The sequence below is a fragment of the Phycicoccus elongatus Lp2 genome (assembly GCF_000367525.1).
Lineage (GTDB): Bacteria > Actinomycetota > Actinomycetes > Actinomycetales > Dermatophilaceae > Phycicoccus_A > Phycicoccus_A elongatus.
Genome location: NZ_HF570956.1, coordinates 1,682,688 through 1,694,627, shown reverse-complemented (window position 1 = coordinate 1,694,627; position 11,940 = coordinate 1,682,688). Strand labels below are relative to the sequence as shown.

The 11,940-nt window shown below is 69.2% G+C and carries 10 protein-coding genes; 4 read left to right on the top strand and 6 right to left on the bottom strand.

Annotation, left to right across the window (positions count from 1 at the left end; translation table 11 throughout):
- Positions 1-261: 261 nt before the first annotated feature.
- Positions 262-2,400 carry a catalase gene (locus BN10_RS08005; RefSeq protein WP_010850721.1) on the top strand — a complete coding sequence of 713 codons (2,139 nt, stop codon included), beginning with the start codon at positions 262-264 and terminating at the stop codon, positions 2,398-2,400.
- Between the two features lie 58 nt (positions 2,401-2,458).
- Here BN10_RS08005 and BN10_RS08000 read toward each other — a convergent pair whose 3' ends face one another.
- The 3 genes from BN10_RS08000 to BN10_RS07990 all read right to left on the bottom strand — a co-directional run bounded on the left by BN10_RS08000 (position 2,459) and on the right by BN10_RS07990 (position 5,656).
- Positions 2,459-3,697, bottom strand: coding sequence for a bifunctional PIG-L family deacetylase/class I SAM-dependent methyltransferase (locus BN10_RS08000; protein ID WP_051369646.1), 1,239 nt, complete (start codon positions 3,695-3,697; stop codon positions 2,459-2,461).
- An 88-nt stretch (positions 3,698-3,785) separates the two neighbouring features.
- On the bottom strand, positions 3,786-4,559 hold the full coding sequence (locus BN10_RS07995) for a glycosyltransferase (protein WP_010850719.1): 774 nt from the start codon (positions 4,557-4,559) through the stop codon (positions 3,786-3,788).
- Positions 4,553-5,656 (bottom strand): acyl-CoA dehydrogenase family protein, encoded by a 1,104-nt coding sequence (locus BN10_RS07990; RefSeq protein WP_233354289.1) that lies wholly within the window; start codon positions 5,654-5,656, stop codon positions 4,553-4,555. The genes BN10_RS07995 and BN10_RS07990 overlap by 7 nt, the downstream gene beginning before the upstream one ends.
- Before the next feature lie 606 nt (positions 5,657-6,262).
- Here BN10_RS07990 and BN10_RS07980 point away from each other — a divergent pair.
- The gene (locus BN10_RS07980) at positions 6,263-7,975 is read left to right on the top strand and encodes an ABC1 kinase family protein (protein ID WP_010850716.1); all 1,713 of its coding nucleotides are present in this window, start codon (positions 6,263-6,265) and stop codon (positions 7,973-7,975) included.
- Positions 7,976-8,489: 514 nt separating this feature from the next.
- Here BN10_RS07980 and trxA read toward each other — a convergent pair.
- Complete coding sequence (gene trxA / locus BN10_RS07970) at positions 8,490-8,918, bottom strand: thioredoxin (protein ID WP_156917183.1); 429 nt, start codon at positions 8,916-8,918, stop codon at positions 8,490-8,492.
- A gap of 62 nt (positions 8,919-8,980) precedes the next feature.
- On the opposite strand from trxA, the gene BN10_RS07965 reads away from it, so the two are divergent.
- Positions 8,981-9,799: a ZIP family metal transporter gene (locus tag BN10_RS07965; protein WP_010850714.1), complete on the top strand. Its 819-nt coding sequence runs from the start codon at positions 8,981-8,983 to the stop codon at positions 9,797-9,799.
- A 9-nt stretch (positions 9,800-9,808) separates the two neighbouring features.
- Here the strand turns inward: BN10_RS07965 and BN10_RS07960 are convergent, their stop codons facing one another.
- On the bottom strand, positions 9,809-10,633 hold the full coding sequence (locus tag BN10_RS07960; protein WP_010850713.1) for an LLM class flavin-dependent oxidoreductase: 825 nt from the start codon (positions 10,631-10,633) through the stop codon (positions 9,809-9,811).
- Between the two features lie 264 nt (positions 10,634-10,897).
- Positions 10,898-11,551 (bottom strand): helix-turn-helix transcriptional regulator, encoded by a 654-nt coding sequence (locus BN10_RS07955; protein WP_040751081.1) that lies wholly within the window; start codon positions 11,549-11,551, stop codon positions 10,898-10,900.
- Positions 11,552-11,747: 196 nt separating this feature from the next.
- Between BN10_RS07955 and BN10_RS17300 the strand changes: the two genes are divergently transcribed.
- Positions 11,748-11,940 (top strand): hypothetical protein (locus BN10_RS17300; protein WP_040751078.1); only part of this gene is annotated, 193 nt, incomplete at its 3' end.

The following is an 11,940-nucleotide window of genomic DNA, read 5'->3' as shown; positions in this document are numbered from 1 at the left end:
CGCAAGGCTGAGAGCAACGAGTTTCGGTCAGGCAGAGACATCTCGTGAGGACGGCGCACCAAGTGAGGGCAACGCATCACCGCGGCATCCAGATCGGGAGGGGGCGGGGGTCAATCGGTCATGGGAGGAAAGGCTGTCTCACCCGTAGGGGTGACCAGGAACGGCGAATCAGGTTGCGCGGGCCCACTATTGGCCGATTGCCTCTAGGGTGGCACGAGGGCGGGCTCATCCCCGCCCACCCGCCGACTGAAAGGCCGAGTCATGCCGCCCAAGAGCAAGCCCGACAAGCCGACGCAGGCCACCCCGTCGACCAGCTCAACCCCGGGGACCCAGCGGACCAAGGCCACCGACAGGCGCGGTAACGCTGACGAGCTGCACCAAGGCGCTGCCCGCGGCGGCCCGGTGATGACGACCGCACAGGGCGCGCCGCTGGCCGACGACCAGAACTCGCTGCGCATCGGCGACCGCGGCCCCACTGCGCTCGAGGACTTCGTCCTGCGGGAGAAGATCTTCCACTTCGACCACGAGCGCATCCCGGAGCGCGTCGTCCACGCCCGCGGTTACGGCGCGCACGGCTACCTTGAGACGCTCGAGGCGATCCCCGAGCTGACGCGCGCCGCGATCTTCCAGCGTCGCGGCATACGCACCGAGGCGTTCGTCCGCTTCTCGACGGTGGCCGGCAACCTCGGCTCGCCCGACCTCGCCCGCGACGTGCGCGGCTTCGCGGTGAAGCTCTACACGCCCGAGGGCAACTGGGACATCGTCGGCAACAACATCCCGGTCTTCTTCATCCAGGACGCGATGAAGTTCCCCGACCTCGTGCACTCGGTCAAGGAGGAGCAGGACCGCGGCTGGCCGCAGGCGGCGAGTGCGCACGACACCTTCTGGGACTTCATCTCGCTCATGCCTGAGGCGACGCACATGGTGCTGTGGACGATGTCCGATCGCGCCATCCCGCGCTCGCTGCGCTTCATGGAGGGCTTCGGCGTCCACACCTTCCGCTTCGTGAACGCTTCTGGCGAGGCAACATTCGTCAAGTTCCACTGGAAGCCGCGGCAGGGCATGCAGTCGGTCGTCTGGGACGAGGCGGTCAAGATCAACGGCGCTGACCCCGACTTCCACCGCCGCGACCTCTGGAACGCGATCCAGGCAGGCGACTTCCCGCAGTGGGACCTCGCGGTGCAGGTCTTCGACGACGAGTTCGCCGACTCCTTCGACTTCGACGTCCTCGATCCCACCAAGCTCATCCCGGAGGAGGTCCTGCCGGTGCGGGTCATCGCGCGGCTGACGCTGGATCGGGTGGTGGAGAACGTCTTCAGCGAGACCGAGCAGGCGGCCTTCTGCACGCAGAACATCGTGCCGGGGGTCGACTTCAGCAACGACCCGCTCCTGCAGGGCCGCAACTTCTCCTATCTCGACACCCAGCTCAAGCGGCTCGGCTCAACGAACTTCACCCAGCTCCCGGTCAACGCGCCCCGCTGCCCGGTGGCGCACTTCCAGCGTGACGGGCACATGCAGATGTCGCTGCAGAGCGGGCGCGCGAACTACGAGCCGAACTCCTTCACCGGTGACCAGCGCGGCCCGCGGCCGGATCTCGATGGTGGGTTCCGTTCCGCGCAGGTCCCCGAGAACGGCGACAAGCGCCGGATCCGCGCCGAGTCCTTCGCCGACCACTACAGCCAGGCGCGGCAGTTCTTCCGCAGCCAGACGCCGGTCGAGCAGGAGCACATCACCGACGCCTTCGTCTTCGAGCTCGGCAAGTGCGAGATCCCGGCCATCCGCACCCGGATGCTCGCCAACCTCCGCAACGTCGACGAGTCGCTGGCCTCCGCGGTCGCCGACGGATTGGGTATGCCGTTGCCGTCGGCTTCGCCTGCGGCCGTCGCTCCGCGTGAAGACCTGCCGGCCTCCCCGGCGCTGTCGATGCTCGATGGGCGGGCCACGACCTTCGCCGGCCGCAAGCTGGGCATCCTCGTCACCGACGGCACCGACCCCCAAGTGCTCGATGCCGTGACAACGGCCTTCGAGAACGGTGGTGCCACGGTCGAGCTCATCGGGCCGGCCATCGGCGGCGTGAAGCTCGGCCGCCGGGGCGGCAGGCGCGCCGTGGACCACGCCCTCGACGGTGCACCGTCGGTGCTCTTCGACGCGGTCGCCCTCCTGCCCAGCGCCGGTGGTGCTGCGGAGTTGGCCCAGCGCAAGAGTGCCAAGGACTTCGTCAACGACGCCTTCGCGCACCACAAGTTCATCGGGGTGGGCAGCGCGGCGAGCGACCTGCTCGCGGCGGCCGGGGTCGAGGCCGACGACGGAATGGTCGCGGTCGGCGACTCCGACGACGCCGCGGCGTTCCTCGAGCTCTGTCAGGCCCTGCGGCACTGGGCCCGCGACGTCCAGCCCTGACCGTCACCCCTGTTCACCGTCCGCAGCAGAGGTGACGCAGCGGAGGCGTGCAGGGACGTCAGCAGCGACCTTCCGCCTGCGCCACGCTGGGCAGCCCGGGGCGGCGCACGACGTCGATCCGCAGGTCTGTCTCCACGTGCTGCACGACGCGCTCGAGGCCGCTGAGCGCGAGCGCACGGTCGTGCACCGCGTGACCGTCCAACGGCCAGCCCTCGATCGGGTGCAGCCAATGCACGAGGCAGAGCGTGCCGCTCGCGGAGAGATGATCACGGGCGGACGCCAGCAGGACGTCGCACTCGCTCGAGGACAGGAAGTAGCCGACCTCGCTCACGAGGATGAGGTCGAACTCGCCCTCGGGCCAGTCGTAGGCCACATGACCACGTCGCAATTCGACGTGATCCGCCAGCCCGGCGGACCACAGTCGGTCCTCGACCCGCTCCAAGGCCTGCGCGGACACATCGATCGCCAGTACGTCGTCAGCCCGTTCGGCCAGGGCAACGGTGAGCAGCCCTGTGCCGGGACCGATTTCGAGCACTCGCCCCAGACGACGCTCCGGCAGCGACGCGAGCGTGAGCGCGCGTTTGCGTTCTTCGTACCACGACGAGTCGAAGCCCCACGGGTCGTCTCCTGCGGCATACATCTCGTCGAAGGACGCAGCCCCCCGCTCGACGAACGACTCCCACGGACGGGCGAAATGCGCGAGGACCTCCGCGGACAACAGGGCCTCGTCGCCCGGTGCGGCGGAGAGCGGGCCGACCTGACTCGTGTGTGCGGCCAGCGCCTCGCGCTTGACCCCTTGGGTGGATCTGCTGAGTGGGTGGAGCAGGAGTTCGCTCCACGGCACAGCGGCTGCGTCCTGCCAGGCCCAGAGCCACAAGGGCGCCTCGAGATGGCGCACACCACGCTCGGCGCACACCTGCGCGACGGCCGCGCCAACGGCCTCGTGGTCCGGATGCCCATCGAACCTCCATGTCGACACGACGAGCGCGCTGTCCGTGGCGGTCTCGTCGAGCACGCCGCCGACCAAGCCGACGATCTCGTGGAAGTTCCTCATGAGGCCACCGTCAGGCAGGGCGGGTCGGACGAGGTGCGCGTGTGGCGCGAGCGTGGCCAGCGCCTCGGCCACCTCAGCGCGCCGCAGTCGGCGCAGGTCGGACGGGGAGTGGGTGGGGCTGTCGGGATGTGAGGCCTCGCCGTCGGTCAGGACGACGACCGTCACCGCCACACCAGCCGCCGCGGCGTCGTGGATCAAGCCGCCCACGACGAGTGTCTCGTCGTCGGGATGGGCGACCACCACGACGAGATGTGTGCACTGCCGTCCATCAGCAGCACCAAGCGTCAGGGGTGGAGACTCCGCCCACTCGGGGCGACGGGCCCACAGCGCCTCATCCACGGTCAGGCGACGGGTGGAGGGCGAGGGCGGACGTGGTCGGGATGTGCGGTGACAGCCTCACGGTGGGGAGGAGGTCGCGCAGGTACCCCGCAAAGCCGGCCGGGGCGCGGCCGTCGAGACGGGCAGACGTGAGCACGGTGAGGCTCCCCGACGCATGGACACGGTGCCCGGCCGCGCGGAAAGCGCGCACCAGAGTGACGTCCTCGTGCACGGACAACGGCCGGAATCCGCCGACGGGGTCATAGGCGTCACGGCGGAAGCTCAGGTTCGCGCCGTAGATGCGGTCGTGACCGTCGGGCATCAGTCCGACGCCGACCGATTGCCGGACGGTGGGCGGCAGCTCGTCGAGGTCGACCCGGACGTTGCCCACGACCATGTCGATCCCGGTGTCTGCCAAGTCGAGCAGGTCGACCAGCCAGTCGCGAGGCACGGCACTGTCTGCGTCAGTGCAAGCGATCCAGGTGCGACGTGACGGAGGCAGGCCCGCGGTGGCGGCCTCAATGCCCAGGGCGCGAGCCCGACCGACGTTGCCGACGTCGGCCCGGCACAGGCGGACCCATCGCCGCGTCGACGCCTTGGACTCGGTGCCGTCGATGCACCGATCGAGCACGAGGACCACGTCGACGTCGACCCCTGGCCGCACCGAAGTCAACCGACTGATCGCGTCGCCCAAGGCATTGAGACAACGATCGATGAGTTGCTCCTCGTCCCGTGCGGGGACAACCACGACGACCTGCCAGTCATCTCGCGACGATGTCGTCACCATGGGCGGTCCGACGCCAACACGGCACTGCCGAGGGCAGCTTGGTCACGCTCGGCGTGCTCTTGGCGGAGGTAGACCTGCAGGTCGGCGACGCGCCGCGCGTGGCGCTCGTCCCCTGTCAAGGGCGCCGGGCCCAACGCGTGGGCGACGCGCTCGAGCACCTCCTCTGCGCTGTGCCGGACGACCTGCCGGACCTGCAGGGCCAATCGGGCGCCCGCGGCACCGCTCGCCGCGCCGCCGTCGATGAGGTCGGCGGCCCCGGCCAGGACTGCTCGGCTGCGATGAAGGGCCGCATCGACGGCTCCCAGGTGCATCAGGGCCACTTGGTCCGGGGGTCGGGTGCCGGCCGACGCCAGGAGCCGACGCGCGACCCCAACAGCGGCGCCGTGCCAGATCGCGGCAACGCCCATGCCGCCCCAGGCGAACCCTGGCCGCTCGAGGTACCACTGCGGTTCTCCCACGGCCAGCGCCGGCACTCCGTGCAGGCGAATCGTGGGGCTCACGACGGCTGCCAAGCCGCGGGCCTTCCATGCCGTCGGCCCGATCTCGACGCCGGCCGAACGCCGGACCGCGAACAGGCCGCGCCGTGAGTCGTCGACCCACGCTGTGACGAGAAAGCCGTCGACCTCCCCGGCCAGTGAGCACCACGGCTTCTCGCCGTGCAGCGTCCAGCCCCGCCCGCCGTCGGAGGAGGCAGTGAGCCGCATCCCGGCACCCTCTGCGGCATAGACCCCGAGCAGGCCGCCGGGGCGATCGGAGTCGGAGACCCCGGCTTGGTTCAGGATCGCCAAGGCGTCGAGGTGCGGCTCGATGACCCGAGCGATCGTGAGGTCGACGGCACCGACCGTCGCCAGACTCGTCCAGAGGTCGAGCGTCCGGCCCTGACCGGGCGGCACGAGTGCGGTCGGCCACGACTCCGCCACCTCGCGCCCCAACCGCACCAACTCCGGTGCATCGGCCAAGGCAAGGCCATCGGCCTCGGGCACGATCGCCCCGGGAAACTCGACGCGCCACGAGCGAGTGGCCCTCCCGAGGTGCACGGCCTCCTGCGCCCAAGGGTGCGGGTCGGTTGTCTCGGTGGAGCGATCGAGCGGTGCCACACAGGTCCCTTCATCGCGGGACAGCGCGGAGGGGCGCTGCACTCCACCGGTCAGCGTACGTTGCGCAGCACCCGGTCCGACCCACCCCGACGGAGGGGACATGACCTCTGTGTGGGCCGAGCGGAAGGGGTGCGCTCTGCCGGGCGAGCGGCGCGGCACACTGACGCTCGAGAGCGGACAACGATGTTCGGGACGGGAAGGACCACCTGATGAGCCAGACCTTCGACCCTACCTACGACGCCCCGACGACCCTCGACGACCAGCTCCGCCGCTGGCGTCGCACCCTGCACCAGCACCCCGAGACCGCCTTCACCGAGCACGCGACCGCTCAACGGATCGCCAGGGCCGCGAGTTCGCCTCCAACACAATGGCGGCGATCCACCTCGTGGATCCGGCCAGATCTGGATGAACGAGATCAACCCCGGTCACACGATGCAGGGCACCCTCGTCGATGGGGTGTGACCGGGCGCCACTACTACGACGACCCGTTCCAGCCGCAGCCCTACGACCACGTCACCCGGACGATGCAGTTGCTCGCGACGACCTGCTGAGTTCCATTGGTCACCGGGGGCCCGCCGTGGGCCCCCGGTGACGCATGCTGATCCCATGAAACTCCCCACGGCCAGCCATGCCGGACGGTATGCCGCCCTCGCTCGCCTTCTCGTCCGGTACGGCCGCTCGGACCTCGTGGCCGAAGCCGGGCTCGACGAGTTCGCCGCGCAGTCGGGGGAGTCGGCTGTCGAGGGCGTGGACGGGCCCACAGGTGACGCCAGGGCCGAGCAGTTCGCGCGCGACCTCGAGTCGATGGGCCCGACCTACATAAAGCTGGGGCAACTGCTGTCGACCCGCTTCGACCTGCTGCCCGACAGCTACACGACGGCGCTCGCGCGGCTGCAGGACGACGTCGAGGCAATCCCGTTCAAGGGCGTCAAGGAGACGATCGAGGCCGAGTTCGGGATGGCGCTGCGGCACCTGTTCGTCGAGTTCGACGAGCAGCCGCTGGCTTCGGCGTCGTTGGGACAGGTCCATCGAGCGACGCTGCCGAGTGGGCGCGAGGTCGTCGTCAAGGTGCAGCGGGCCGAGGCGCGCGACGTCATCAAGGGCGACATGGAGATGCTCGCCGGCCTGGCCGAGATGGCGGACAAGCGCACCGATCTCGGTCGGCGGTATGGGTTCTCGTCGTTGCTTGGGCAGTTCAGACGGTCGCTCGTGGCGGAACTCGACTATCGCCGGGAGGCGCGCAATCTGCTGACCTTCCGCGACCTGACCAAGGACTATGACCTGCTCGTGGTGCCCGACCCGGTCATGGACCTCACGACGGCGCGCGTGCTGACGATGGAGCGGATCGAGGGCAAGAAGGTCACCGACGTCGGGCCGCTCGGGCTAATGGACATCGATGCGCGGCCGATCGTCGAGCAGTTGTTCCGCGCCTACCTCCGAATGATCCTCGATGACGGTGTGCTGCACGCCGATCCGCACCCGGGCAACCTGATCCTCACCGACGACGGGCGGCTCGCGCTCATCGACCTGGGCATGGTCGCGCACGTGCCGCCGAGGATGCAGGACAAGGTCGTCAAACTCCTGCTGGCGATCAGCGACGGTGACGGCGAGGAGGCTGCGCTGGTGTTGGCGGGGATGGGGCACCCGCTCGACTCCTATGACGCGGCCTCCTTCCGGGCGGACGTCTCGCACCTGGTGTCGGAGGCTGCGTCGGCGGGCCCGGACGTCCAGGCCGGGACAGTGCTGGTGGAGTTGTCGCGGCTGTCGGGCGTGCACGGGCTGCGGCCGCCGGCGGAGATGTCGATGATCGGCAAGGCGCTGCTCAACCTCGACCAGGCGACGATGCACCTGGACCCGACCTTCTCGCCGACGGATGCGTTGCGCGACAACGTGAGTGAGATCCTGACCAGCGGGCTCAAGGTCTCGCCCGGCGGTGTGGTGGCCGCCGCGATCGAGATGAAGGAGTTCACCTCGCAGCTCCCGCGACGGGCCAACCGGATCATGGACACCTTGGCCGAGGGCGACTTCCGGGTGCGGGTCCATGCGCTGGACGAGACCCGACTGCACACCGTGCTCCAACGCGTCGCCAACCGGATCACGTTGGGGCTCATCATCGCGGCGACGATCCTGGGAGCGGCGCTGATGATGCGGGTGCCGTCAACGGCGCAGCTATTCGGATATCCGGCGATCGCGATGGTGCTCTTCCTCTTTGCCGTGGTCGCTGGTGGTGCGCTGGCCGCGTGGATCGTCCTGACCGACCGCAAGGTGGCTCGCTCGACCGACGACCCGACGGTGGACCAACTGCGGTCCGGTCGCTGACCGGTCGAGCAGCGACAGGCGCGATGCGTACTGTCGAGGAAACAGCCATGTGTCGTTTCGGGCGACCCCGGCCATCACCTGGGTCGTGGTGACCACATCGTCCCGACCGGCCACAGAGGTGACCAACGAGCGAGTCCCGGTGCGCGGCATACGCACATCCGCCGTGACGGATCCAACGCGACCCGCACGACTCCTCTGAGCTGTCGCGACCTTCGCGGCCCCACCACGATGGTGTCACCCTCAAGGGGGCGGGTCGAGTTCTGGGAGCCGGTGCTCGACCTCTATGACGAGGACATCGCGCTGGCGCCACCGCTGACCCTCGGCAAGGGCCAGGTCAGCCTCAGCACCGGGGTCCTGCTCTGCATCGACTGCCCGAGCAAGGGGCGCGATCCGCGCGACCCCCGCACGGGTCGAGACAAGGGCCGCGACAGGGACCCCGCCAAGGACCGCGACCATGGACGCGACCCCGAGCGCGATCGGGATCGCGACAAGGACGACGAGCCCCGCGGAGCGCTCAGCGACGTGCCAGCGCCCCGTCGACGCGACGGCGATACGTCGGCCCGGGTTGGGCGCCGATCAGGGTGTCGACGACCGTGCCGCCATCCATGATGAGCACCATCGGGATGCTCTGCGCCTTGTATTGCTGCGCAATCATCGGCGCCTCGTCGACGTTGACCTTGACGACCTTGACTTTGCCGGCCATGTCCTGGCTCAACTTGTCGAGCACCGGCGCGATCATCCGGCACGGCCCGCACCACGGGGCCCACAGGTCGACGACGACCAAGGCTCTGGTGTCGATCGCGGCAGCGAAGTCAGTGTCGCCGGCATCAACCAGCCACGGCAGGTTGGTCTTGCACTTGGCGCAGCGCGGATGGCCGCCCGCGGCGACCGGCAGGCGGTTCTTCGTTCCGCAGGACGGGCACGCAACGAAAGGACTGGCCATGGCTCCCATCGTAGGGAGGACATCACAGGCCAGGGGAGGCCGGCGCGAGTAGCCTCGCGATCATGTGGACCGCCGCCTTCTGGGGCCTCTTTGCCGGCGCAGCCCTCCTGCTCGGTGCCGGCATCGCTCTGGTGACTCGCGTCCCCACCAAGGTCGTCGGCATCGTCATGGGTTTCGGCGCTGGCGTGCTCTTCTCCGCGGTCGCCTTCGAACTCACCGCCGAGGCCATCGAGGGCGCCGGACTCGTCGTGGTCGTGGCGGCCCTGCTCATCGGCGCGCTCGTCTACCTCGCCGGGGACTGGGCCGTCGCCAACGCCGGTGCCTACCGCCGCAAGAGCCCGCTGCACGGCGGCACCCACGTCGCCATGCACCGCTTCCTCCACCTCCGCAGCGTCCACGCCCAGGACCGCGCCATCCAGCAGGCCCTCACCACCGCCCCCAAGGTCGCCACCCCAGCGGCCGGTGCGCTGGTCATCGGAGCCCTGCTGGACGGCATACCCGAATCGGCCGCCATCGGCATCAGCCTGCTCGACGGCAAGGGCATCGGCCTGCCCTTCGTCGCCGCCGTCTTCCTCTCCAACATCCCAGAGGGGATGGCCGCCAGCGCGGGCCTGCGCGCGTCCGGTCGCTCGGTCAAGAGCATCCTCGCGCTGTGGCTGGCCGTCGCTGTCGTCGCGGCGTTCGCTGCCGGACTCGGGTATGCCGTGCTCGGAGCCGCTGGACCCGCTCTCCTGGGTGGGATCCAAGGGTTCGCTGCCGGAGCTGTCCTCGCGATGCTCGCGACGACGATGCTCCCCGAGGCTGTCGATCACGCGGGCCGCTGGGTTGGGCTGGTCACGGTGCTCGGCTTCGCGGCCGCCGTCCTCCTCGGAGAACTCTGACCGGAGTCGTCAGCCGCGCAACGCGGGAATGACCTCGCTCGCGAAGCGCTCGACGTGGTCGCGGCCGGCGTCGGGCCACCCGCAGTAGAGGTAGCTGATGCCGCTCTCGCGCAATGACTCCGCGGTCTCTCGGATCTCGGCCGGGGAACCATCCAGGGACAAGGAGGCCACCCGCGTGATTTCGCTCGGGTCGCGCCCGACCGCCTCGCACAGTTCCGCCATTTGCTCGATCTGCGCGGTCGAGAACCCGCCGAAGTTGTGCCAGTAGTCGGCGAACCGCGCCACGAGCGGCATCGTCCGCTTCGGCCCGGCCCCACCGATCCAGATCGGCGGGTGCGGCTGCTGGACCGGGACCGGGCGCATTCGCGCAGCCGACAACGAGACGCGATGACCCGCATACGACACCTCCTCGCCACTCATCAGGCGGGTGAGGATCTCGAACTGGTCCTCGAGGAGGTCGAAGCGTTCACCGGTGGACGGGAAGTCGATGCCAAGGGCTCTGTGCTCGGCCTCGAACCAGGCGTTGCCCAGGCCGATGTCGAGGCGCCCGTGGCTGGCGTGGTCGATGGTCAGGCACTGGTTGGCGAAGACGGACGGGTGCCGATAGGTGACACCGGCGACCATCAGGCCGAGGCGGATGGAGGTCGTGGCCGACGACAGGGCGGCCAGAGTGGTCATGCCGTCGAAGCACTCGCCGGGCCCCTCGCCATACATCGGCACGAAGTGGTCGAAGCCCCACACGCCGGTGAAGCCGACGTCCTCGGCGAACCGGGCACGGCTGACGACCTCGTCGAAGGGCATCCGTTGCTGGGCGATGTCGAGTCCGAACTCCATCACCCGACTCTAGGCGGACGGAGAGCACTGAGGGGGTGAGCAATTGACCCCTTCGGGAGGAGGTCCTGCCGGTGCGGGTGATCGCGCGGCTGACGCTGGATCGGGTGGTGGAGAACGTCTTTGCCGAGACCGAGCAGGCGGCCTCGCTTCGAGTTGCTCATCGGCCCCTCATCCCGCGACGAGGTCCTGCGTCGCGCCCTTCACTGTCGTGGACTGAGTCACCGCGCGGGGCCAGCACACAGCCTCGGTGAACTGGGTGATCGTTCAGACCGTGTCCGAGTCCCGGGAGACAGGGACGCGGACGCTGTCCGGCTGGAGCCCGTGGCGCACCCCCCAGAGCACGGCCTGCGAGCGGCTGGTCACCTGGGTCTTCTGGTAGGCGCCACGGATGTAGGACTTCACGGAGTTCTTCGACAGGCCCGCGCGCTCGGCGATGGCTTCGTTCGACAGTCCCTGTGTGATGAGGCAGAGCATCTCGGACTCGCGGGCGGTCAGCCCCTCCTCCCGACCGGGCCACTGGCCGCCGACGAGCGAGGCGGTGCGCGGTGCGGGGCGCACGACCTGTGTCCCGGCGTGGATGGCCTCGAGGCACTCGACCAGATCTCGGGCCGGCAGCGATTTCGAGAGGTAGCCCGAGGCGCCGCTGCGCAGGGCGGTGCGAGCCATGGCGGGGGAGAAGTTCCACGTGTAGACCGCGACCTGACGGACGTCGTGGTCCGCGATCAGTTGGGTGACCCGCTTGGCATCCGCCTGGCCCTGGGCGAACGTGTCATAGAGGGCGATGTCGACCCGCTCGCCGACCGGTCGGTTCGCGACCAGTTCGACGACACGCACCCGGTCGGCGTAGTGGCCGAACATCCCGGCGAGACCGCGAACGACGACTTCGTAGTCGTTGACGATCGCGACGGACACGGGCATGACGCCAAGGATAGCCACGCCCACCACACCCCTTGGGGCCTGGTGAACCACCCTTGGCTGCGAAACCAACTTATGCGTCACGCAGAAGTTGGGTTCTCGCGCAGTTATTGCAGGTCGCCAAGTCAGGTTCCGCGTCACGCAGAAGTTGGGTGTGGGAGGACTTGACAGGAATACGGATGTATTCCATGATCCCATGATGAATACAAACGTATCTGCAGGCCTCGCCACCATCCGCACCCACCGCCCCTGGCCGTGGGCCATCGGCTGGGCGCTCATCCCGGTCCTCTTCGCAGCGATCGGCTTCGGCTACGCGCAGTCGCAGCAGTTCGATGACCGCCGGACCTACCTGGCGACCGCAGCCGCCGTCACCGCCGCGGCCCTCGTCGGTC

What these genes read in the sequence shown, in the direction of transcription:
- BN10_RS08005 (WP_010850721.1), top strand. Translation starts at nt 262, where the DNA reads ATGCCGCCCAAGAGCAAGCCCGACAAGCCGACGCAGGCCACCCCGTCG.
- BN10_RS07995 (WP_010850719.1), bottom strand. Translation starts at nt 4,559, where the DNA reads ATGGTGACGACATCGTCGCGAGATGACTGGCAGGTCGTCGTGGTTGTC.
- BN10_RS07980 (WP_010850716.1), top strand. Translation starts at nt 6,263, where the DNA reads ATGAAACTCCCCACGGCCAGCCATGCCGGACGGTATGCCGCCCTCGCT.
- trxA (WP_156917183.1), bottom strand. Translation starts at nt 8,918, where the DNA reads ATGGCCAGTCCTTTCGTTGCGTGCCCGTCCTGCGGAACGAAGAACCGC.
- BN10_RS07965 (WP_010850714.1), top strand. Translation starts at nt 8,981, where the DNA reads ATGTGGACCGCCGCCTTCTGGGGCCTCTTTGCCGGCGCAGCCCTCCTG.
- BN10_RS07960 (WP_010850713.1), bottom strand. Translation starts at nt 10,633, where the DNA reads ATGGAGTTCGGACTCGACATCGCCCAGCAACGGATGCCCTTCGACGAG.
- BN10_RS07955 (WP_040751081.1), bottom strand. Translation starts at nt 11,551, where the DNA reads ATGCCCGTGTCCGTCGCGATCGTCAACGACTACGAAGTCGTCGTTCGC.